General features: G+C 67.3%; 20 protein-coding genes. 9 read left to right on the top strand and 11 right to left on the bottom strand.

The features are described from left to right. Positions 1-115 precede the first annotated feature (115 nt). The 7 genes from ACPXY0_RS15990 (at position 116) to ACPXY0_RS15960 (ending at position 4,901) form a co-directional block, all read left to right on the top strand. Positions 116-898 carry a ParA family protein gene (locus ACPXY0_RS15990; protein WP_420463752.1) on the top strand — a complete coding sequence of 261 codons (783 nt, stop codon included), beginning with the start codon at positions 116-118 and terminating at the stop codon, positions 896-898. Next, positions 891-1,778: a ParB/RepB/Spo0J family partition protein gene (locus ACPXY0_RS15985; RefSeq protein ID WP_423926235.1), complete on the top strand. Its 888-nt coding sequence runs from the start codon at positions 891-893 to the stop codon at positions 1,776-1,778. Before ACPXY0_RS15990 ends, ACPXY0_RS15985 begins: the two co-directional genes overlap by 8 nt. Next, positions 1,775-2,587: a M23 family metallopeptidase gene (locus tag ACPXY0_RS15980; protein ID WP_423926233.1), complete on the top strand. Its 813-nt coding sequence runs from the start codon at positions 1,775-1,777 to the stop codon at positions 2,585-2,587. The genes ACPXY0_RS15985 and ACPXY0_RS15980 overlap by 4 nt, the downstream gene beginning before the upstream one ends. Before the next feature lie 13 nt (positions 2,588-2,600). Beyond that, positions 2,601-3,059, top strand: coding sequence for a bactofilin family protein (locus tag ACPXY0_RS15975; protein WP_423926231.1), 459 nt, complete (start codon positions 2,601-2,603; stop codon positions 3,057-3,059). An 88-nt stretch (positions 3,060-3,147) separates the two neighbouring features. Beyond that, on the top strand, positions 3,148-4,149 hold the full coding sequence (locus ACPXY0_RS15970; protein ID WP_423926229.1) for a calcium/sodium antiporter: 1,002 nt from the start codon (positions 3,148-3,150) through the stop codon (positions 4,147-4,149). Between the two features lie 75 nt (positions 4,150-4,224). Next, entirely contained in the window at positions 4,225-4,428 is a 204-nt protein-coding gene (locus ACPXY0_RS15965; protein ID WP_419943285.1) for an AbrB/MazE/SpoVT family DNA-binding domain-containing protein, read from the top strand. Further along, positions 4,425-4,901 (top strand): type II toxin-antitoxin system VapC family toxin, encoded by a 477-nt coding sequence (locus ACPXY0_RS15960; protein ID WP_423926226.1) that lies wholly within the window; start codon positions 4,425-4,427, stop codon positions 4,899-4,901. Before ACPXY0_RS15965 ends, ACPXY0_RS15960 begins: the two co-directional genes overlap by 4 nt. A 6-nt stretch (positions 4,902-4,907) precedes the next feature. Here the strand turns inward: ACPXY0_RS15960 and ACPXY0_RS15955 are convergent, their stop codons facing one another. From ACPXY0_RS15955 to ACPXY0_RS15915, 9 genes are all read right to left on the bottom strand, one after another. After that, on the bottom strand, positions 4,908-5,648 hold the full coding sequence (locus ACPXY0_RS15955; protein WP_423926224.1) for a succinate dehydrogenase/fumarate reductase iron-sulfur subunit: 741 nt from the start codon (positions 5,646-5,648) through the stop codon (positions 4,908-4,910). 5 nt (positions 5,649-5,653) lie between these two features. After that, positions 5,654-7,450 carry a fumarate reductase/succinate dehydrogenase flavoprotein subunit gene (locus tag ACPXY0_RS15950; RefSeq protein ID WP_423926222.1) on the bottom strand — a complete coding sequence of 599 codons (1,797 nt, stop codon included), beginning with the start codon at positions 7,448-7,450 and terminating at the stop codon, positions 5,654-5,656. A gap of 80 nt (positions 7,451-7,530) precedes the next feature. Further along, on the bottom strand, positions 7,531-8,313 hold the full coding sequence (locus ACPXY0_RS15945) for a succinate dehydrogenase (protein WP_423926220.1): 783 nt from the start codon (positions 8,311-8,313) through the stop codon (positions 7,531-7,533). A gap of 108 nt (positions 8,314-8,421) precedes the next feature. Then, the gene (locus ACPXY0_RS15940) at positions 8,422-9,873 is read right to left on the bottom strand and encodes a dihydrolipoamide acetyltransferase family protein (protein WP_423926218.1); all 1,452 of its coding nucleotides are present in this window, start codon (positions 9,871-9,873) and stop codon (positions 8,422-8,424) included. Positions 9,874-9,907: 34 nt separating this feature from the next. Further along, entirely contained in the window at positions 9,908-10,882 is a 975-nt protein-coding gene (locus ACPXY0_RS15935; protein ID WP_423926216.1) for an alpha-ketoacid dehydrogenase subunit beta, read from the bottom strand. 54 nt (positions 10,883-10,936) lie between these two features. Next, on the bottom strand, positions 10,937-11,938 hold the full coding sequence (locus ACPXY0_RS15930; protein ID WP_423926214.1) for a YgfZ/GcvT domain-containing protein: 1,002 nt from the start codon (positions 11,936-11,938) through the stop codon (positions 10,937-10,939). A gap of 145 nt (positions 11,939-12,083) precedes the next feature. Next, complete coding sequence (locus ACPXY0_RS15925; RefSeq protein ID WP_423926212.1) at positions 12,084-12,722, bottom strand: OmpA family protein; 639 nt, start codon at positions 12,720-12,722, stop codon at positions 12,084-12,086. A gap of 81 nt (positions 12,723-12,803) precedes the next feature. Beyond that, positions 12,804-13,478: a hypothetical protein gene (locus tag ACPXY0_RS15920; RefSeq protein ID WP_423926210.1), complete on the bottom strand. Its 675-nt coding sequence runs from the start codon at positions 13,476-13,478 to the stop codon at positions 12,804-12,806. 179 nt (positions 13,479-13,657) lie between these two features. Beyond that, entirely contained in the window at positions 13,658-14,569 is a 912-nt protein-coding gene (locus ACPXY0_RS15915; protein WP_423926208.1) for an NAD(P)H-binding protein, read from the bottom strand. A 51-nt stretch (positions 14,570-14,620) separates the two neighbouring features. Here ACPXY0_RS15915 and ACPXY0_RS15910 point away from each other — a divergent pair, with 51 nt between their 5' ends. After that, on the top strand, positions 14,621-16,399 hold the full coding sequence (locus ACPXY0_RS15910) for an SLC13 family permease (RefSeq protein ID WP_423926206.1): 1,779 nt from the start codon (positions 14,621-14,623) through the stop codon (positions 16,397-16,399). A 146-nt stretch (positions 16,400-16,545) separates the two neighbouring features. Then, complete coding sequence (locus ACPXY0_RS15905) at positions 16,546-18,561, top strand: aconitase family protein (protein WP_423926204.1); 2,016 nt, start codon at positions 16,546-16,548, stop codon at positions 18,559-18,561. Here ACPXY0_RS15905 and fdhF read toward each other — a convergent pair. Next, on the bottom strand, positions 18,558-21,281 hold the full coding sequence (fdhF, locus tag ACPXY0_RS15900) for a formate dehydrogenase subunit alpha (protein WP_423926202.1): 2,724 nt from the start codon (positions 21,279-21,281) through the stop codon (positions 18,558-18,560). The genes ACPXY0_RS15905 and fdhF overlap by 4 nt on opposite strands. A gap of 100 nt (positions 21,282-21,381) precedes the next feature. Next, entirely contained in the window at positions 21,382-23,046 is a 1,665-nt protein-coding gene (locus tag ACPXY0_RS15895; protein WP_423926200.1) for an NADH-ubiquinone oxidoreductase-F iron-sulfur binding region domain-containing protein, read from the bottom strand. Between the last annotated feature and the right edge of the window lie 76 nt (positions 23,047-23,122).

Below are 23,122 nucleotides of genomic sequence, written 5' to 3'. Positions count from 1 at the left end.
TGATCGAGGCGACGACGACAACCGGACTACATTCGTAACCAATTGTGCCACAACATGTTAGAGGACTCCAGCGGCGATCTGTCAGCCGCCGGATCGAGCGAGGAGCGGATTCGTCGTGGGTCGAGTGATCACCATCGCCAATCAGAAGGGCGGGGTCGGCAAGACCACCACGGCCATCAACCTGGGTGCGTCATTGGCGATCGCCGAGCGCAAGACGCTTGTCATCGACTTCGATCCGCAGGGGAACGCGACGTCCGGGCTGGGCCTCCGGAAGGACGGCAATACGCCGACCGTGTACGACTGCCTCGTCACCGCTCAACCGTTGCGGGCTGCGGTGCGAGACGAAGTGCACTTTTCCTGTCTGTCGGTCGTCTCCGCGAGCCGGGATCTCACCGGGGCCGAGGTGGAGTTGATCGACCGGGCGGACCGCCAGAAGATCCTGAGCGAGAAGGTCAACGTGTTGCGCGAGGATTACGACTACATCCTCATCGATTCGCCCCCGTCACTCGGCTTGCTGACCTTGAACGCCCTGGCTGCGGCCGACGCCGTGCTGATTCCCATCCAGTGCGAGTTCTACGCTCTCGAGGGCTTGAGCCAGCTGCTGAACACGGTTCGGCTCGTCCAGCGCGCGATCAATCCGGGCCTGGAGATCGAAGGGGTCTTGCTGACGATGTACGACTCGCGGCTGAACCTCGCCAAGCAGGTGGCGGCCGAGGCGCGGGAGTACTTCGGGGGCAAAGTCTTCGACACGATGATCCCGCGGAACATCCGACTCGCCGAAGCGCCCAGCTTCGGCGAACCGATTGCCAGCTACGATCTCCTGTCGAGCGGCGCCCGCGGATACCTCAGCCTGGCGCGCGAGCTGCTCGATCGGCATCGGGAGGAGAAGATTGCCTAAGAGCGACCGCCGCCTCGGGAAGGGGCTCGCCGCGCTCCTGGGCGAAAACCTCGATGCCGAACCCGCGACGAGCGACGCCTCGATTCCGACTAACGCCGTGCGTTCCAATCCTTTCCAGCCGCGCGGCGAGTTCGACGCGGAACGGCTCGCCGAACTTGCGGACTCAATTCGACAGAACGGGTTGCTCCAGCCGATCGTCGTGAGGGCTGTGGCGGACGGCTTCGAGATCGTCGTGGGGGAGCGAAGGTTTCGGGCGATCGAAAGCCTTGGCTGGGATTCGGTTCCAGCGATCGTGCGTACCCTGACCGATGAACAGATGCTGGTCGTGGCCCTCGTCGAGAACCTTCAACGGCAAGACCTGTCCGCCCTGGAGGAAGCCCGCGGCTACCGACAGCTGATGGAGGAGTTCGGCCTTACGCAGGAGGAGGTCGGGCGCCACGTGGGCCGGGATCGATCGACGGTCGCGAACGCGCTTCGCCTGCTCGCGCTTCCCGCCCCCGTGCTCACGCTGCTCGCGAGCGGGCAGTTGTCCGCCGGCCACGGCCGGGCGCTCCTGATGCTCCCGGACGCCGAGGCCCGGACTCGGATGGCCGTGGAGGCCGTGGGGGAGGGCTGGTCGGTGCGCGAGACGGAGCGCCGCGTTCGGAGGGGTCGACCATCCCGAAAGCGGCGGCCGGGCAAGCGAAGTCGCGAAACGCACGATCCTTTCCTGCGGCGGGCCGAACGCGAGCTGGAACGCGGCTTCGGGACCCAGGTACAGGTCCGGACCCGGTCGGACGGGGGCGGCGAAGTGGTCGTCCGCTTCCATGACTCGGAAGATTTCCTGCGACTGGTTGAATTGATGGGAGGCGAGGCGTTGGCTGCGGAGTTGCGGGAATGATGCGGTTGCAGGACTGGACGCTTCAGTTCGTCCGTTGCGACGGGCACGGGTTCCGTACCCAGCGGCTGGGAACGGCACGGGTGCTCCTGACGGTGTCGGGGTCCATACTCGCCATCGTTGCGGTCGGCGTACTGCTGGGGGTGCTCATCGCCGGACGAAGCGAGGCGGCCCGAGTCGCGGAACTGGAGGCCCGGCTCGCGGTGCTTGGGGCCGAGCGGGCTCGGGTCAACGACCTGGCGGGCCGGCTGATCGAGCTGGAAGAAGGGTTCGGCCTCCTGCAGGACGCGGCGACGGAAGGGCGACCGGCCGCCCCGCCGCCGGCGAACATCGTGGGAGCCGGCACGCGGGCCCTGCCGTCGCCGCCGGATCTCGAAGGTGCGACGCCCGCCTGGCCTCTCACGCAGCGGGGCTTCATAACGAGGACGTTCGGTTCGCGTCCGGAAGCTTCCGGGGAGGGGCACACGGGCCTGGATATCGCGGTACCCACCGGATCCTACGTTCGAGCGATCCAGGTGGGGGTTGTCGAAGAAGCGGGGGACGACCCTGTCTACGGAAAGTTCCTCCGGATTGCGCACGCCGACGGGCTGACGTCATTGTATGGGCACAACTCCTGGCTGTTCGTCGGCGCCGGTGACCAGGTGGAGCGGCTCGAGGTGATTGCCCTTACGGGCAACACAGGGCGATCGTCGGCGCCCCATCTGCACTTGGAGCTGGCGCGGAGCGGCGCGCTGCTGGATCCGCTTACGCTGGTCGCAGACCACAGTGTTCGGGGTGGCGCCAGGGCCCCAACGGACACGGAACCGAAGTGAGGATTAAGGGGACATGATCAGAGATTCTCGACAAGCGCCACCCGTCCGCGAGGTGAGCGACGTGGTTTCGGTGATCGCACCGGGAATGACCGTCCTCGGGGACATACGGTGCGAGGGCACGGTGCGCGTGGAAGGGAAGGTCGAAGGGTCTGTCAAGGCATCGAAGTCGGTGGTCGTGGGCAAGAAGGGGCAGGTTGTCGGAGATATCGAGACCCAGGATGTCGTGGTCGCCGGCTCCGTACAGGGGACGGTCATGGGCGCGAGCCGGGTGGAATTGCAGGAGACCTGCCGCATCGAGGGTGACATCCGGAGCCGGCGGATCAAGCTGGACGAGGGTGGGCAGATCGACGGCCGCTTCCACATGTCGAAGGCGGACTCGGCCGAAAAGGTCCCCGCCGCGGCGACGGCTTCGGGCACGAAAGGGCCTGGGCATTCCCTCCAACCGAAGAAGCACGCGGCTGGCCGCAGCTGACCCGGAAGCCCATCTCGCCGGGGTCACGAGGGCGCGACCCGGGGGGCCTTGAAGCCGTCGTATGTTCTGCGGAACGCCCTGACCGCCGATGAGGGACACGCTTCTCTTCGTGTTCGCGCTCGTGCCCCTCACGCTGGGGGCGGACTGGCTCGTCCGCGGAGCGGCCGCGCTGGCTCAGCGCCTCGGCGTAAGTCCTCTCGTCGTCGGCCTCACGGTGGTCGCCTTCGGTACGTCCGCCCCCGAGCTCTTCGTGAGCGCGAGCGCCGCACTGGACGGGGACGCGGGCTTCGCCGTCGGGAACGTCATGGGGTCGACCGCGGCGAACGTGGGCCTGATCGTCGGTATCGGTGCCCTGATTCGCCCGATTGTGGTGCACCACCGGGTCATCGTGAGGGAGACCCCGCTCGTCATCTTCGTGCTGTCGCTCGTCATGGCGCTGTCCCTGAACGACGCCCTCGGTCGACTCGACGGGTTCGTGCTCGTGTCCGGCTGGTCGCTCTACCTCTTCTTCCTTCTGCGGTGGGAGAGGAGCGAAGTCAGGCACAGCGAACCCCAGCCACCCCGGCTCGCCGCCAGCGAAACGGAGTCGGCAGGGGAGCCCGAAGCAGACAATGCGGAGACCGACCTACCCGGCCCCTGGGGGTCGCTCCTGCGAATCGGGCTCGGCATGACGTTGCTCTACTTCGGAGCGGAGTGGCTGCTCGAGGGCGGGAAGGGAATCGCGGTCGCGCTCCGGTTGCCCGAGGCCGTCGTCGCCGCAACCATGATAGCGGTGGGTACTTCGCTGCCGGAACTCGCATCCACGCTGGTCGCCGCCTACCGGCGCATGGGTGACATTGCAATCGGGAACGTCATCGGCTCCAACGTCTTCAATCTCGGTCTGGTCCTCGGCACGGCCGCGCTCCTCCGACCTCTCGTCCTCGACCCGAGCATCGTCATCGGCTACGTCCTTCCGGCCCTCGCGTTCTCGATCATTCTCATCCCGCTCGCCTTGCATAGAGGTACGGTGCAACGGTGGGAGGGTGCGCTCCTACTCTTGCTTTACCTTGGGTACATTGTGTCGCTCATCGCATTCGCGCCGTCTACGTAGCGAAGAAGCCGCCATCCGAGAATTGTAAAGGACCGCCGTAAAGCATAAGTTGATTTCATGGTCGTTTCCGTAAAGATGAGCAGCAAGAACCAGATCGTGGTGCCGAAGTCGGCCCGGGACGCCCTTGGCCTGGCACCCGGCGACCGGCTGGCCGTCACGGTGGAGGGCGACACGGTCCGGATGGAGAAGCTGCCGCCGGATCTGGAGGATCGCCTCGGCGGCGCCCTCAAGGACGTCGCCGGATCCGGGGACCTCTGGGCCGAGCTCACCGACGGATGACGGCGGAGGTCGGGACGCCGGATGGTTTCGTCGAACGTCTCGCTCGGGCCACGCTGGTCCACGTCGATGCGCGGGTCCTGGCCCTCCACCTCACGGCGACCGGGCCCGTCGCGCGCACGGACGTCGTGTTCGCGGGCATACGGGATGGGCGGATCACCGCCCAGACCTCGAGCCTCTCCCTGTACCAGATCCTCGCGGAAGTCTACCGGCAGGGGGAGACGGCCCTGGCCCGGGAGGTTGCCCGGGCGCTACGCCTCCACGCGCGACTTAAGCTCGTACCGGCAGGCCCGGAGATCGCGCTTCAGGCCGCCGAGGTCCGGGCACGGCTGGGAGGGCGCCCCGAACGGGCGTTCCAGATCGCCACGGCCCTCGTGTCGGGTGCCGAGATCTACCTCACGACGGGATCGGTCCTGCGGCGGGTCGCGGGAATGCTCGTGCTCAACATAGAGGACGTCACCTCAGACGACGTCTAGCTTCACCTAGCCTCTCCGCACGAGTCGGACGAGCGCCTTGAGCGGGTCGTAGAAGCGGTCGACCACACGTTCCTTGAGCGGAATGATCGCGTTGTCGGTGATGGTGATGCTCTCCGGGCACACTTCCGTGCAGCACTTCGTGATGTTGCAGTAGCCGATCCCCGCGGAGTCCTTCAGGAACGCGCTCCGATCCTCGACATCGATGGGATTCAGGCTGTATCCGGCCGTCCTCACCAGGTAGGTCGGGCCGATGAACTCCTCGTGCTTCCGGTGGGACCGGAGGACGTGGCACACGTCCTGGCAGAGGAAGCATTCGATGCACTTCCGCATCTCCTGCGCGCGCTCGATCTCGAACTGCTGCATCCGCCAGCCGTCCTCGGCGTCACGCGGGCGCGGCTTGAAGCGCGGGATCGAGGCGTTGTTCCGATACCCCTGCGAGACGTCCGTGACGAGGTCCTTGATCACGGGGAAGGCCTTCATCGGCGTGACCGTGATCGTCTCTTCCGCGCCGTAGTCCGACAACCGCGTCATGCACGTGAGTCGGGGATGCCCGTTGACCTCGCAACTGCAGGACCCGCACTTGCCGGCCTTGCAGTTCCAGCGTACGGCAAGGTCCGGGGCATGTTCGGCCTGAATGCGGTGGATCGCGTCGAGTACGACCATGCCTTCGTCCACGTCGATCTCGTAGGACTCGAGCGCCCCCTGGACTTCCGAGCCGCGGTAGACTTCGAAGGTTCGTTGCGCCACCTCGCTTACACTCCTTCCTCGATGAGCCGCCGCAGGTCGTCCGGCGGCGCCGCTACCGGCTCGGCGTCGGTCACCATCCGCCCGTCGGAGGATCGAATGACCAGGTTGACCCGCCCGAACTCGGGGTCCGAATCTGGATAGTCAATCCGGGTATGAGCCCCGCGACTCTCCCTGCGCTCGAGCGCCGCGAGCACGACGGCTTCGGAGACCGTGAGCAGGGCATGCAGGTCGATCCAGGTGTGCCAGCCGGGGTTGAAGGCCCTCCCTCCGTCAACGGAACAGCCGTCGACCGCCGCGCGCAGCCGCCGCACGTCCGCCAGCGCCTCGTGCAGGTGCGCCTCCGTTCGAGCGATCCCCACCTTGTCCTGCATGACCTGTTGCAGTTCCTCCTGCAGCGAGAAGGGGTTGCGCCCGCCCTCGCGCGCGAAGGGGGAGAGTGCCTGCCGCGCGGCGTCCTCGAGTTCGCCGTCGGCGACGTTGATGAGATCCAGATCCTTCGCCTCCGCGGCGGCGGCCGCACCGGCGCGCTGGCCGAAAACGATGAGGTCCGAAAGGGAATTCCCGCCGAGGCGGTTGCCCCCGTGCAGTCCAGCCGCGACCTCGCCCGCCGCGTACAGGCCGGGCACGCAGGTGGTGCCCGTCTCCGGGTCGACCTTCACGCCCCCCATCGCGTAGTGCGTCGTCGGTCCCACCTCCATCGCGTCGACCGTGATATCGACGCCGGCGAGTTCCTTGAACTGGTGATACATGCTCGGGAGCTTCGCCTTGATGTACTCCGGGCTGCGCTTGCTGGAGATGTCGAGCAAGACGCCGCCGTGCGGGCTGCCGCGCCCGGCCTCCACCTCCGCGATGATCGCTTTCGCGACCACGTCCCGGGTCAGAAGTTCGGGCGGCCGGCGATTGCGTACACGATCCCCCTCGACCCAGCGGTCCGCTTCCTCCTCGGTCTCCGCGTAGTCCCCCTCGAACATCTCGGGGACGTAGCGGAACATGAAGCGCTCACCTTCGCTGTTCGTGAGGATGCCGCCTTCCCCGCGGACCCCCTCCGTGACGAGCGTGCCGCGCACGCTGGGCGGCCACACCATGCCGGTGGGATGGAACTGGACGAACTCCATTCCCATGAGTTCGGCCCCGGCATCATACGCGAGGACGGCGCCGTCACCGGTGCATTCCCACGAATTGGACGTGATCTTCCACGCCTTGCCGAGCCCGCCCGTCGCAAGGATGACGGTCCGGGCCCGGAAGACCACGAACTCGCCCGTTGGACGCCAGTAGGCCAGCGCACCGGCCACACGGCCCTCGACCACGAGCAAGCGGAAGACCGTGCACTCCATGAAGACATCGGCGCCCTCGTGCACGGCGTGGTCCTGGAGCGTCCGGATCAACTCCAGCCCCGTCCGGTCCCCCACGTGCGCCAGCCTCCCGTACGTGTGTCCCCCGAACGGGCGCTGGTTCATGCGGCCGTCCTCCGCGCGGTCGAAGAGGGCGCCCCATGCTTCGAGCTCCCGCACGCGATCCGGCGCCTCCCGCGCGTGAGCCTGGGCCATGCGCCAGTCGCACAGCCCCTTCCCGCCGCGCATGGTGTCGCGGAAATGGACGCGCCAGTTGTCCTCGGGCCGGTTGTTGCCGAGCGCGGCCGCGATGCCGCCTTCGGCCATGACCGTGTGCGCCTTGCCGAGCAGCGACTTGCCGACGAGCGCCACGGAGGCGCCGGTCGCAATCGCCTCGATGGCCGCCCGCAACCCGGCGCCGCCGGCTCCGATCACCAGCACGTCATGTTCGTGGCGTTCTCGTATCTCCATGCAGGTTCCGCTGAGGGTCGGTGTGCGTAGCCGGAGTGAGAGTCGTCAGAAAGGTCCCCCGACGGGGATCGGTGGACGACTCAAAAGAGCCGTGGGTCCTGGAACGTGCCCATCGCGACGAGCCGGATGTAGAGGTCGGTCACACACACGAAAGCGAGACTGAACCAGGCCCAGTTCATGTGTCGCTTGTTGAACCAGCTCACGCCCTTCCAGGCCTTGTAGCGCGCCTTCCCCGCAAGCGCGCAGGAATAGCAGTCGACGTTGCCCCCGATCAGGTGCCGGAGCGAATGACACCCGAACCAATAGCCGGAAAGGAGGACGAGGTTGAGCAGCAGTATCAGGGATCCGACCCCCACCCCGAACCCGTCCTCGAAGAAAAAGCCGTGAACGGTGTCGTACGTCAGGAAGAGCCAGATGACGATCGAGGCGTAGAGGAAATAGCGGTGCAGGTTCTGCAGGATCCACGGGAACTTCGTCTCGCCGCCATACCTGTCGCCGCGGAACTCCCCCACCGCACACGCGGGCGGATCGAGGAAATAGGCCCGGTAGTAGGCCTTCCGGTAGTAGTAGCAGGTCCCCCGAAACCCCAGGATGATCCCCATCATCAGGATCGCGGGCGAGAAGGGCCACCACTCGAGCCGGAGCAACCGGATCTGCTCGGGGCAGCTGGCGGCGATGCACGGCGAGTAGAAAGGGGACAGGTAGGGGTCGGCGAAATAGTTGCCGCCCTGCAGGATCGCCCAGGTCGCATACAGCCCGAAGAAGCCGAGCCCCAGAGCTACGCTGAGAGGGGGTACCCACCAGCGATCCGTTCGGAGGGTCTTGCCGAATCCGCGATCTCGCACCGCGACCGAGCTTTCCATTGTCTCCCGTCGAATTCTGAACCGGCGCCGGGTCCCCGTGGAGGAACGCGGCCAGCCTACCGGGCGGTCCCGATGGCGTCAAGCCGCGACCGGCGCCGATGAGGGCTGCTAGGCCATCTCGCCCGGGAAGTCCTCGAGGTACTCCTGCACCCTGTTCAGGAAGAACGCCGCCATCGCGCCGTCCACGACCCGGTGGTCGTAAGAGAGGCCGAAATACGCCCGGTGGCGGATCGCGATCACGTCATTACCCAGAGCGTCCTGCACGACCACGGGCCGCTTTTCGATGACGCCCGTGCCGAGGATCGCCACCTGCGGCTGGTTGATGATCGGCGTCCCGAACAGGTTCCCGAACACACCCACGTTGGTGATCGTGAACGTGCCTCCCTGGATGTCGTCAAAGTCGAGCGCCTTGTCGCGGGCCTTGGCCGCAAGCGCATTGGCGCGTTCCGCGAGCCCCAGGAGGCTGAGTTGGTCCGCGTCCTTGATCACGGGGACGATGAGTTCGCGACCTTCGTTCAGCGCCACGGCGATGCCGAGGTTGATATTCCCGTGATAGACGATTCGCGATCCGTCCACGGACGCGTTCAGGATCGGATACTGTCGCAGGGCGTCGATCACGGCCCGGTAGATGAACGGGCCGTACGTGAGTTTCACGCCCTGCTCGGCGAACCTTCCCTTCATCGATCGCCGCAACTGCACGACACGCTCGAAGTCGACCTCGTTGACGGAGGTCACATGGGCCGACACCCGCCTAGACATGAGCATGTGCTCCATCGTCCGCAGGCGGACTCTGCTCATCTCCTCGACCCGGTCCCGATCCCGCACCGGCACGGAGCCGAGCTTGATGTCCAGCGTCGCCCCGTGGATCGGAACGCGAAGCGTCCCGGGCGCCGCCGGCCCGAGGGTCGGGGCGGACGGAGGGGCGGGCATGGGCGCCGGGGGGGCTGGATCGTCGGGGACCGGGACCGGCGCCGGGAGCTGCGCGACAGCCGTTTCCGGAGGGCCGGCGGTTTCCTGCCCCCCGGCCGCGATGAAGGCCAGGATGTCATCGCGCGTCACCCGTCCGGAACTGCCGGTGCCGGTCACCTGGTCGATGTCGACGCCATGCTCGGCGGCGATCTTCCGCACGAGCGGCGTGGACCGCGTCCTCAGTCGCTCCTCGCGGCTCGCGGGCGGTCCGTCCGCCGCCGCCGCGACGGCCTCCGGGAGCGTGGCCGCGGCCGTGTCGGCCGGTGCCGGATCGGGCGCGGGGGCGGTCGGAGCGGGCGTGTCGGGCATATCGCCCGCCTGCGTCTCCACCTGGCCCACACCGGCGGTCATATCGGTCTCGATCCTCGCGACGATCGTGTTCACCTCGACCGTCTCGCCGTTCTGCACGAGCACCTCGGCGAGCACCCCCGCGGCGGGGGAAGGGATGTCCGCGTCCACCTTGTCCGTCGAGATCTCGAACAGGTCTTCGTCCCGCTCGACCGGGTCGCCGACCGACTTGAGCCAGCGCGTCAACGTCCCCTCCGCGATGGATTCACCCATCTGCGGCATGATCACATCCACTTTCGACATAGCTCTTCCTTCCCCGGTGCCTGCTCGGCGTCCCTCAGTAATTCAGTTGTTCGCGAGCCATCGATACGATGTCAGCGACCTGCGGCAGGTGCGCATCCTCGAGCGGCGCGGCATACGGCACCGGCGTGTCGCGGGCGGTCACACGCCGGATCGGCGCGTCCAGCCACTCGAACGCCCCTTCGCACGCCACCGCCGCCAACTCGCCCCCGAAGCCCCCGAAGCGCGGCGCCTCGTGCACGATAAGGAGTCTCCCGGTCTTTCTCACGCTGTCGAGGACCGCGGCGGCGTCGAGAGGTTGCAGGCTTCTGAGGTCGATGATCTCGACCTCCGCTCCGTCCTCGTGGGCGACTCGTTCGGCCGCTTCATGTGCCGTATGGACCATGGCCCCGTAGGTGACGATCGTCAGGTCGGCTCCCTCCCGGTGGGTCCGGGCCTTCCCGAGGGGTGTCAGGATCTCCTCACCGGCCGGCAACTCATCCTTGAGTCGCCGGTAGAGGTACTTATGCTCAAAGAAAAGCACCGGATCCGGGTCGCGGATCGCGGCCTTCAGAAGGCCCTTCGCGTCCCGGACAGTGGCGGGCGCGACCATCTTCAGACCCGGAACGTTGGCGAAGTACGATTCCACGTTCTGCGAGTGAAATGGGCCGGCCCGGACGCCTGCGCCGCACGGCCCGCGAATCACGAGACCGGCGCCGGCGCCCGTGCGATACCGGACCTTGGCCGCGAAGTTCACGATGACGTTGAAGGCCGGCGCGATGAAGTCGATGAACTGCATCTCGCAGACGGGCTTCAGACCCATGTGCGCCGCACCGATCGCGGCCCCCACGATCGCCGCCTCGCTGATCGGAGTGTCGATGACCCGCTGCGGGCCGAACTCGGCCAGCAAGCCTTCGGTGATTTTGAAGGCGCCCCCGTAGGCCCCGATATCTTCACCCATGATGAAGACATCGGGATCGGCCTTCATTTCCTCCCGGATCGCCTCCCGGATCGCTTCCAGATACGTCGTCACATGGCGGAGAATACCGCAGCCAGGAAAGGGGGGCAACGCCTTGCGGTTGGCCCTTTACCTATTGGTAAAGGGAAGGGCGGTCACCTCGAACTCCCCATGGGGAGCCTGGAGGGATCGAACCGTATCGCCCGGTTCGATCTCGCGGCGGAGATATGCGAGGCCGATCAGTCCGAAGCGCGGAGAGACGACGGCCGATGTGACGACGCCGACAGGCTTCCGGGCGGGCGGACCCGCGACGGCGTGAAGCTCGGAGCCCACCAAACCGCAACGATCGCCGGTGTCGCCCGGCGTCCCCGCCCCGCCCCGGATCCCGCGAAGGTGCCAGTTCACATGGCCGCGGTAGTGAATGCGGGCGACCACTTCCTGTCCCGTGAAACACCCCTTCGTGAGGCTGATGGCCCGGGCATCCTGACCCGCTTCCGGTGCCAGCCGGTCCGGACCCAGTTCCGCCCCGAACGCCGGCAACCCTCGCTCGACCCGCAGAATCTCCCAATCCGCCCCGGTCGCGACGGTCCCGTCCAGACTTGCCACCACGGATTCCAGCTGTTTGCGAATCGCTGCTGCCTCGGCCCCGCCGCCGTCCTTCGGTTCCACGTAGAGGTCGAAACCGGGCCCCTCGATGTCCTCGCGGCGCACGGCGAGCCCGGCTGCGCCTTCGAGGCGCACCGTGGTCGCCTCCAGAGACTCGAGTTCGCCCGGGTCCTTCAGGAAGACCGCCTTCGAGTCGGCGGTCCAGCGCCCGAGCGCGTCGGCGGCGAGCGGGCCGAGGAGGGAAACCACACCCGCGCTCGTCGGTCGGTGCATCGCGAGAATCGGTGGCACGTACTTCTCGAGGTGACGCGTCAGCGCCTCCCGGCCCGATGCGGGCGCATCCAGCCACACCGTGAGCGGACCCGGGGACGCCTCGAACTCCGGCGCGGGGAGGACCCTCAGATCGACCACGACCCGTCCGCGGCGGTCGAGCAGATAGGAGTAGGTCCCGCGGCCGTTCTCGACTTCGGCCGTGTCGTTCGACGCGAGACCGTTGACCACGCGCAGCGGCGCGGCACCCGACAAGGCAACGACGCTTCGTCCGCGATCCGGAAGGCAAGCCACCCGCTCGAGAGCGGCCCGATATCCCGTCGAGAAAAAAGGCTCCCGGGCCGAAACCCGGGAGCCTGGCTCCGAGACCGCCATCGGCGGATCTGTCAGAGTGTCGATCCTAGCTTGAGCCGGGGCCGGCCCATTCGATGATGAACGTCGCGCGGCGATTCTCGATACCGCTCTGCGGGTTCTGGACCCCCGTCTCCTCGTTGACGAGTCGACTCTCGCCCATCCCGACGGCGCCGACGTTGTCCGCGTCGAGACCGCCGTTCTGAACGAGATAATCCCTCACGCTCTCGGCACGCGCTGTCGACAGCCGCATGTTGTAGGCGGCGGAACCGGCCTGATCGGCCGAGCCCTCTACGGTGATCCGCGCCTGCGGGAACGTGCCGGCGATCGTCGCGGCGAACGCGTCGAGGATAGGCCGATCGACGGCACGGATGTCGGAACCGTTGAAGTCGAAATGAATCGGGAGGGACACGGCAAGGCCGCCCCCGTGCATGTCGTCGTCGCCCACATGCCCGCCGAACTCCCGCTGCAACTGATCCAGTCGGCGCCGCAGTTCATCGATGTCGTTCTGAAACGACTCGATCGCGGCCGCGTTCGCCGAGATCCGTGTCTCGTGATCGGCGAGTTGCCCGTGGACGGGCTCCATGATCGCGTCGAGCTCCCACTGGCGCACGAGTTGCATGCAGCCCGTGGATACGAACGCAAGTATGACCGCAACGCCCGCCACCCATCTTCTGGTCTCACCCATCCCCACTTCTCCTTCTTGCGTTATGAACGTCCTGAATCAACAGGGCGGGAGCCCCGAGGGCTCTCCTTCAGCTTCAGCAAATCACGGGAAGTTGATGCGGAGGCCCACCGAGAAGGGAATCTCCATGACGGTGTCGAACCCATCCAGGCCGTTCAGCGCCATGTAGACATGGGTGTTCTCCGCGTCCGCCCAGATCATGCGCACCTTGGCATGGGCGAAGAGCGTCACCATGGGGACGCCGCTGTCGGCGTGCCGGGCGAAGTTGTATCCGACCTTGATGCCGGCATTGCCCGAGACGTAGGAGCCGTTCACCAGGCCGACGGTGAAGTCACCCGAGCTGGGGTGGTCATGCACCCGAATGACATCCGTGTCGAAGGTCGAGGCCCCCGCGAGCACATCCACGGCGACGGTCGTGTTCCCCATCGGATCGACGAGGTGATACTCGATCCCGCCCAGCAGGTGCAGAATCTGGAAGTTCGGATCGACCGAGCCTTTCGTGCCGAGCATGTCGAGACCACCCTCCGCCCGGAGGGCGAGCCGCGGGCTCATGAAATAGGACGCGGCGGCCGTGAACGCGGGCCCGGACTCGGCCGCGTCCGCGATGTCGCCCATCGGAAGCACCATCCCGACGCTGCCCTCGAACGACCAGAACATCGGAGAATAGGGACCCGTCTGCGCCTCGGCCCGCACGGGCAGGAGAGCCAACATCACCACCGCGCCGAGCGTCAAGCTCAGCTTTCTGGAACCAACCTTCATATCGACCTCCTGCGTGTCTGTGGGACCGCCAGGGAATCCTCGGGCGCGCGCCGCTCGAACACTCTCCAACGTGAGAATACGGAGACCTGCGGCAGACCGGCTCCGCTACCTTCAAAAACCAACTAAAGCTAAGCCGACAAACGCGCAAAATGCAAGGGAGACAACGCCCCACGCGATGGTCACGAACTGGACAGATACGCCTCCAGTCCGGGGCCCATAGCCCGAGGATGGAAGGACGGGAAACGGTTGCGGACGAGGCGGGAGTCCGCCACGCCGTCCTGGGTGACGAAGTCAACGGCACCTCGCGAGAGCAGTTGGCCGGGAAGAAGCTCAAGAAGGGCGCCGCCGAGCTTCACGAGCGGTAGCGGCAGGTGGAGAATCGGCTTCGGGCGGCCGAGCACCCGCATCGCCGTCCGGACGACCTCGTCCAGCGTGAGCACTTCGGGTCCGCCCGCTTCCAGGGTGAGCCCGTCGCCCGCCGTACCCAGTGTCACTTCGCAGACGAGATCCGCCAGGTCGTCGGCATGGATGGGCGTGATCCGTCCACAACCTCCGCCCAGTTGAGGGAAGAAGAACGGGACGGCGCGGATGAGGGTCACGAAGCGATTGAGGCTCCGGTCCTCGGGCCCGTAGACCCATGAAGGTCGGACGATCGCGTGGGCGAGGCCCGATTCCCTCACCGAGGCCTCGGCGAGTCCCTTCGCACGATACCAGATCCGCGCGGCGTCCGGATCGGCCCCCACTCCCGACACGTACACCAGCTTTCGAACCCCCCCCCCGACCGCGGCCTCCACGAGGGCGGCCGTGCCCCGCGCGTCGACCTCCATGAAGGTGCGGCCCCGCGCGGGTGCTTCCACGGGGTAGCCCGGGAACTGCACGCAGAGGACGGCCGTGTCGACGCCGCGCATCGCGGGCCCAAGGGTGTCGGGCCGCCGGACGTCCCCCGGCACGTAGTCGACCGGGAGCCCGAGACCCGCCGCCCTGTCGGGGAACCGGGTCAGCACGACGACTCGCGCCCCCCGGCGAACCAGCCCCCGCGCGAAGGCCCGTCCGAGGAAGCCGGTCCCGCCCGCGACGAGGATCCGGCGCATCAGAATCTCGCCCGACTGGCGCCGGGACGGGCAAGGGCTGAACATCTGCGCATGACGTTCGACATCGTGTTCGTGCTCTGTCTGGCGCTCGCGGCTCTCGTCCTGTTCGCCATCGATCGGCTACGCCTGGACCAGGTCGCGATGGCGATACCGGTCGCCCTGCTTCTGGGCGGCATCCTGACGCCGGCCCAGGCGGTCTCGGGCCTCTCGAGCCGCGCGACCGTAACGGTGGGCGCGATGCTCGTCCTCGGCCTGGGGCTCCGCAAGACCGGCCTCGTCGCGGCGATCGGGCTGTGGGCGCGAACGGCTCCGCTCGGCGGGCCGTACAGCCGCATGTTCGTGCTCTGCCTCATCGTCGCCTTTCTTTCGCCTTTCCTCAACAACACGGCCGTGGTGATGGTCTTCATCCCGGTCTTCATCTCGCTCGCCGAGCAGGCCGAGGAACCGGCCTCCATGTACCTCATGCCGCTCTCCTTCGTCTCCATCCTCGGGGGGACCGTCACGCTCATCGGTACGTCCACGAACCTCGTGGTACATGGAGAAGCGGTGAGCCGGGGCTACGACGAACTGAGCATGTTCTCGATCGCCCCGCTGGGCCTGATCTGTCTCGCCGTGGGACTGGCCTACCTCTTCACCGTGGGCCGCAAGCAGATGCCTCGCCGCGAGCGCCCCCCGGACCTGTCGAGCAAGTACCAGGTCCGGCGCTTCGTCACCGAACTGCTGGTGGCGCCGGATTCGCCGGCGGCCGGCCAGTCGCTGGCCGAACTGGGATGGGGCGAGCGGTACGCGGTCACCGTCCTCGGGATCGAACGGGACCGGCAGGATATCACGGCGCCGCACGGGGAGCGCCACATACGGCCGGGCGACCTCCTGTACGTGCAGGGATCGGCCGACCGGCTGCTGGATCTTGCCCGGCGGCAGCGTCTCGTGACCCCCACCGAGCGCACACACGGGCCACTCGACCTCACGGCGGGAGGCGGTCGGCTCGTCGAGATTCTGGTGGCGCCCGGCTCGGCCCTCGTCGGCCGCACGCTCAAGGATCAGAGCTTTGCACAGCGATACGATGCGACGGTGCTCGCGATCCAGCAGCACGGCGTGACGGTGACCGAGCGACTGGCCGAGATCGAGTTTCGGGTGGGCGATCTTCTGCTGATGCACGGGACCACGCCCGCGCTCGAGCGGCTGGCCGACGACCCCGGATTCATCCCCATGTCCGAGGTCAAGACGCAGCCCGGAGGGCGACCGCGGGCCGCGGTCGCCTCGGCCATTATGGTCAGCGTCGTCCTGATGGCCGGTCTCGGCGTCCTCGACATCATGACCTCCGCCCTCACCGGAGTCGGACTGATGGTGTTCACGCGTTGCGTGCGCGTCGAGGAGATCTACGCCGAGGTCGATTGGCTGGTGATCTTCGTGCTCGCGGGGCTGATCCCTCTGGGCGTGGCGCTCGAGTCCACAGGGGCGGCCGAGTGGATCGCGGGGTGGGTGGTTACCCTCACATCGACCCTGGGGGAGACCGGGCTGATCGGGGCCTTCTACCTGTTGACGGCCGTACTGACCGCCATCGTATCCAACGCGGCTACGGCGGTGATGCTCACGCCCGTCGCGATCTTCGCAGCGACGCAGGCCGGGATGAATCCGTACGCGCTCCTCGTCGCCGTGATGTTCGGGGCGTCGGCCTCGTTCGTGACCCCGTTCGGCTACCAGACGAACGTCATGATCTATGCGCCGGGTGGATACCGCTTCTCGGACTTCATCAAGGTGGGTGGTGTGCTGAACCTCCTCATGCTGGTGACGGCCACGCTTCTCATCCCGATCTTCTGGCCCAGCTGACCGGCTGGCCGCCTGCCGCCGCCTGCCGCCGCCCGGCCCTGGGGGCCCCGGAGTCCCTGCCACGTCATGTGCCGACTTGGCCCGTCCGGTCCCGCGACCCTATCATCCTCGCCTTCGCGGGCCCTCGACAGGACTGAAGCGCCGACATGCTGGAACATCTCCTCGAAACCGAGGTCGCCAAACGGCCGCCGACCGTGCGGCTCCAGGGCCGTGTCCTCTTCCTGACTGAAGACCCGGACCTCATCCGCCGCCAGCTCGCGGGCGAAGACCTCGACTGGGATCCGTCGATCCCCCTGCGGGACGACATCTCGACCGACGAAATCACCCCCGGCTGGGTTTGCTACCACTTCGACGAGAAGCTGGGGGAATACCCGTACGTAGGCCTCCTGTGTGGCGATGAGCGGCCGATCGGCCGCAACGACATCCGAAACGGCGGCTTCGTGTGTTCGGTGTCCGGCAAGCGGCGCGGCAAGGGGTCCAGCCGGGAGGCGTCGCCGTACGCCGAGCGCGCCGCGGGCCTGCGTGTCGTCATCGGAGAGAACATCGAGCGGATCTACGAGGAGAACTGCGCGAACATCGGCCTGCTCGCCTCGACCGATTTCTCACTGATCGAGAAGATCCGGCGCGGGGTCGAGATACCGCTCGAGGCCTTCATCGGGGACGCGGGACGTATCCAGCGGGACATCATCGAGTACGGCGGTCTGCTCGAGTACGCGGTGGCGCGGCTCAAGGGGCTCGTGGCTCTCCCCGAGATCGACACGCCGGAGGTCCGGCCGCAGACCATCGCGGAGAAGATCCTGGCCCGGCACTGGGTGACCGACGCCGCGTCCGATGCCCTTGGCGTGCCGGCCGTGAAGCCCGGCGACACCGGGTTCGTGCGAGCGGATCTTCGCTTCTCTCACGAGTACGTGACGCCCATGGCGTCAACGTTCTGGGAGGACTTCGCCGGCGACGCGGGGCTCAACGACACGGATTCGATCCTCTTCTTCCGGGACCACCTGGCTTTCCTGGACGAGGTGATCACGGAGGAACGCAAGGCCGCGGGGCTGCTCGATGCGGCGCACGCCCTTCACGACCGCCAGCGCGAGTTCGCGGCCGCCAAGGGCGTTCGCCTGCACGGCGAGTTGCCGGACCGGACCGGGAGCGAGGGGATCTGCCACATCGTGGTGCAGGACCGGTACGCGTTGCCCGGGCAGGTCATCATCGGGAGCGATTCGCATACACCGCATTCCGGCGCGCTGGGGTGCGTCGCCTTCGGCGTGGGCACATCCGCGATCGTCAACGCCTGGGCTACACGAGACGTCCGGGTGGAGGTGCCGGAGTCGATTCGGGTCCACATGACCGGCACACCGCGCCCCGGCGTGGTCGCGAAGGACCTGATCCTGGAGCTGCTCCGTCACCCGACCGTCAAGAGCGGGGAGGCCATCGGTCGGATTATCGAGTTCGCGGGAGAAGCGATCGACGCCATGTCGATCGATGAGCGGGTGACGTTGACGAACATGGCGGCCGAGGTGGGGGGCTTCACCGGCATCGTCGCGCCCGACGAGAAGACCGTCGCCTGGCTTGCCGGGCGGCGGGGCATGTCGGCGGACGAGGTGCGGGTTCTGTGTGAGGGTCTCCACAGCGATCCGGAAGCGGAATACGCGGCGACGATCGGGATCGACGCGAGCCGGGTGGAGCCCCTGGTCGCGACCCCCGGCGACCCCGGGAACGGCGTGCCGATCTCTGCTCTCGGCGAGGACATCGAACTGGACCTGGTGTTCATCGGGTCCTGCACGGGCTCCAAGCGTACGGACTTCGAGCTGTACGCCGAGGTGGCCCGCAAGGCCGTGGAGGCGGGCCGGCGTGTTCCCGATTCCGTGCGGGCGTACGCGCAGTACGGTTCGATCGACGTCGAGGCCTGGAGCCGCGAGCAGGGCCACGACAGGGCACTGCGCGACGCGGGGTTCGAGGTGCTGGCCCCCGGCTGCGGGGCCTGCATCAACGCGGGACCGGGAGTGTCGACTTCGCGGCGGCAGGTCACGATCAGCTCGATCAACCGGAACTTCCCGGGCCGCAGCGGTCCCGGTCAGGTCTACCTCGCAAGTCCGCTCACGTGCGTGGCCTCGGCGATCGAGGGGCGGATCGTCGCCTACGACCACCAGGCCTGGGCGGGCGGCTAGGCCGGCTCCACCCTCACCGGACAGACCTTCAGCTCGGCCGTGTGCGTGATCGGATCGTAGCCGCCTCCGGTAAGATAGTTCACCGGTACATCATTGAAGCTGAACGACGCGAACACGGTTCCGGGCGGAGAGCGGTCATTCGCCTCGACCTTGATCCGTACCTGGCCGCGCGGGCTCGACATCGTCGCCCAGCCGCCGTCCCGGAGACCCCACCTGGACACGTCCCTGGGGTTCATCTCAAGACGCTCTTCCGACAGCAGGTACTCGATCCCCGCCGCGCGTCCGGTCTGCGTTCTGGTGTGATAGGCGGGCAGGCGGCGTCCGGTCGTAAGCCAGATCGGATATTCCTCGGAGATCGTCTCGGCCGGGTCTCGGTACCGGACCAGCTGGAAGATCCCGCGCCCGTTCTCGAACTCGCCCTGGTGGAGGATCGGTGTGCCGGGGTGGCCCCGCTCGGGCACCGGCCAGTGGTACTCACCGTGCTCGATGCGGTCCCAGTCGAGGCCGCGGTAGATCGGCGACAGCGAGCACAGTTCGTTGAAGACCTCCTTCGCCGACTCGAACCCGAAACCCGTCAGTCCCATCCGCTGGGCGATCCGGGACACGCACCACCAGTCGGGCCTGGCTTCGCCCGGCGGGTCGACCGCCTTCCGGAGACGCTGCACGCGCCGCTCCGTGTTCGAGCACACGCCGTCCGTCTCCGCCCAGGCGGTGGCCGGGAGCACGACATCGGCCAATTCGGCCGTCTCGGTGAGGAAGATGTCGATGACGACGAGGTGGTCGAGGCTCCTGAGCGCGTGCTCGCAGTGCTCGCGGTCGGGATCCGTGACGACGGTATTCTCGCCGTTGATGATCATGGCCCGGATCCGGTCGCCGCACATGTCGAGCGCCTGCACCTTGGTCGGGCCTATTTCGAGGTCGGACTCCCGCCCGTAGGCGGCCGCAAACAGCGCCTGGATCTCCGAGTCGAGGACGGACTGAAAGCCGGGGTAGTTGTTCGGAAGCGCCCCGCAATCCCCCGCGCCCTGGATGTTGTTCTGTCCCCGCATCGGATTGATCCCGGTTCCCTCGCGCCCGATGTTGCCGGTCATGAGGGCGAGATTGCAGAGACTCTGGACGTTGTCGACGCCGCAGATGTGCTCCGTGATCCCCAGCGTGTAGTAGATCGCGCCGCGCTCGGCGGCACCGTACCACCTCGCCGCCTGCTCAATCAGCTTCGCGTCCACCCCGGTGATCGATTCCGCCCATTCCGGGGGATATTCCAGCACGTGTTCCACGAAGTCCCGGCCCTCGGCGGTTCGGTCGGCCACGAATTCGTCGTTGACGAGTCCCTCGCGGGCGATCACATGTGCCATTCCGAGCAGGAGCGCGACATCGGACCCGACCCGGAGCGGCAGGTAGATGTCCGCCATTTCGGCGAGGGGGATCCGGCGCGGATCGGCGACGATGAGCTTAGCGCCGCGGGCGACCGCACGCTTGATGCGGGTGGCAGCCACCGGGTGGCACTCGGTCATGTTGGTCCCGATGCAGAAGATCACATCGGGCTTCTCCATGTCCTCGAGCGGATTCGACATCGCCCCCCGTCCGATAGAGGCCGCCAGACCGGCGACCGTGGGGGCGTGTCAGGCACGGCTACAGTTGTCGATCTGATTCGTGCCGAACGCGCCTCGGATGAAGCGCTGCATCATGTAGGCCGCCTCGTGCGGCGCGCGGCCCGATGCGATGCCGTACACGGAGTGCCGGCCGTAGTCCTCCAGGGCCGACGTGAACCCCGCGGCCGCCCGGTCGAGCGCCGTGTCCCAGTCCGTCTCGTGGAGTTCGCCGTCCTCGCCGCGCACCATGGGATGCGCGAGCCGATCGGGATGCTGCACGAAATCGAACGCGAACTGGCCCTTCACGCAGAGCGCGCCTTCGTTGGCGGGTCCATCCATCGCCGGCTGCACGCCGATCAGCGTGTCCCCACGGCTCATCACGTCGACGGAACAGCCGACCCCGCAGTACGGGCAGATCGTCCGCGTCTTCTTCGTCTCACCGGGGACCGCGGCGTTCGCGAGCGCCTTGATGTCCGCGAGCGCCCCGGTGGGACAGGTCTGAATGCACTGTCCGCAGAAGGTGCAGGCCGAGTCCCGGAGCAGGCCCTCGAACTCCGTCGTGATCTGCGTCTCGAAGCCGCGATTCATGACGGAGATCGCGTAGTCGCCCTCCTGCTCCGCGCAGACCCGCACGCAGCGGTAGCACGAGATGCAGTTCTCGTAGTCGCGGAGGATGAAGGGGTTGTCGTCGTCCGGACGGCTGCGGCCCGATCTGGCCCCCGCGAAACGGCCCGTTCGGGCCTCGTAGCGGTCGAGAAGAACTGCCATTTCCCCAGAGGCGTACCCGGACAGCGGATCGACGTCCGTGTCGCGGTTCTCGGACGCGACCATCTCCATCAGGACGCGGCGGTGCATGTCGAGCCGTGCGGATCGCGTCGTGATCCGCATGCCCCGTCCCGCCCGCATGGTGCAGGAGGCTACCGGGTTGCGGGCGCCGTCGAGTTCGACGATGCAGAGGCGGCAGCCACCGAAGGCCTCCAGGCGCGGATCGTAGCACAGCGTCGGGATCTCCTTCTGGTGCCGCTCGGAGACCTCGTAGACGCTCTCGCCACGACGGACACCCACCTTCGTGCCGTCGAGCGTGATCTCGAAATCGAAGCCGGAGTTGTTGCCCGTTGTGTCGCTCAATCCAACCTCCGGAGCCCTGGAGACCCCGCGCCGCTGGAAGCTGCCGGGCCAACTAACATGGCAGTCCGCGGCCGTCGCGACAAATGTCCGGCCCCGCGCCCTACCCGGACCCGGTTACGTGCCTCGAAACCCGATCCGGGAAATAGCGGAGCAGACTCTCCGTGATGAGGGGAGCGGCCTGACCGAGCCCGCAGGCACTCGTTTCCTTCATCGTCACGCCAAGATCGTGGACTTCATCGATCCAGTCGCCGACATCCGACGGACCCCCGCCGTGCAGGCGTTCGGTGAGGCGCTTCGTGCCGATGCGGCAGGGGAAGCACTTGCCGCACGACTCCTCCGCGAAGAACTCCATCGCGGAATGCGCGACCTCCACCATGTCCCGGGAGTCGTCGAAGACCATGATCCCGCCCGCGCCGAGGAACGACCCCTTCGATCGGATCGAGGGCTCGTCCAGCGTGACGTCGAGATCCTCCCCCGCCAGAAAGCCGCCCGACAGCCCGGCCATCGTGACCGCCTGGATCGCACGGCCACCAGGTACGCCGCCGGCTCCGCCGTCGATCAGCGTCATCAGCGGAAAGCCCATCGGAACTTCGTAATTCCCGGGTCGCTCGATGTCGCCCGAGAGCGAAATCACCTTGGTACCGGCGTGTTCGCCGATACCGAGTCCCCGATACCAGTCGGCGCCGTGCACGAGGATGTGTGGTATCGACGCGAGCGTCTCGACGTTGTTCACCACGGTGGGAAGGTTCTCGTATCCGTGCGTCACCGGGAAGGGCGGGCGGTTGCGCGGGAACGGGTGCTTGCCCTCGAGACTGTTGAGAAGGGATGTCTCCTCCCCACAGATGTATGCGCCCGCGCCGCGGCGTACCCAGAGGTCGAACGGCCGCCCCGGCCCGAAGGCGGCCGGCCCGATCAATCCCTCGGTCCGGGCCTCGTCGAGCGCTCTCTCGAGAATGTCGAGGGTGTCGGGGTATTCATATCGGAGGTAGATGAAACCTCGGGTCGCCCCGGTGGCGAAACCGGCCGCCAGCATCCCCTCGATGACCGCGTGCGGGTCGTAATCCATGAGCGCCCGGTCCTTGAAGCACCCCGGCTCGCCCTCGTCCGCGTTACACACGATGGACTTCGGCTCACCCGCGGCTTCCGCCACGGCCCGCCACTTCCTCCCGGTCGGGAAGCCGGCGCCACCCCGGCCGGCGAGGCCGCTCGCGTCGATCAGATCCAGCACCTCCTCCGGGCGTCCGCGGAGCGCTGCCGCGAGTCCCGAGTAGCCACCGCTCCCGCGGTAGCCCGCGAGCTTGGCCCGCCCCGGCGCTCGGATGTGCGCGAACACACACTCCTCGATGCCGGGACGAGGATCGGGAGGAAGAGGGGAAGGGCCGGACCGAAGTTCGGCCACTGTCGCTCCGCAGCGAACCTGATCTCGTTCCAGCACCGGGATCGGCTCGTCGCAGCGCCCCGGGCAAGGCATGGGAAGCGCCCCGGGTAACCCGGCCAGCAGTTCATCGGCGCCGCGGAGCGCGCATACCGGCCCCGTGCACACCCGCGGGTGCCCGCGTCCCCCCGGCTTGCGCGCGAAGTGATGGTAGAACGTCACCGTGCCGAACAGGTCGGCGATCGGGATCCGGAGGTCGTCGGAGATCGTACGCAGCGCCTCCTCGGACAGGTGCCCATCGCGCTCGTGAAACGCGTGAAGAAGCGGGAGCAGGGGAGCGGACTCGTCTCGCCAGTTCGCGAGGAGATCCGCGTCGGAGGGCGTTGTCATGCCGTCATAGTTACCCGTCGCCGCTCGCGGCGGCAACGAAACCGACCCCGGCGCAACCGCCCTCCGAACCGTACTT

Origin of the sequence: Candidatus Palauibacter sp. (assembly GCF_965237495.1) — a bacterium.
GTDB lineage: Bacteria > Gemmatimonadota > Gemmatimonadetes > Palauibacterales > Palauibacteraceae > Palauibacter.
Note: the sequence above shows the minus strand (reverse complement) of the source record. Positions and strands in the feature narration are given on the sequence as shown.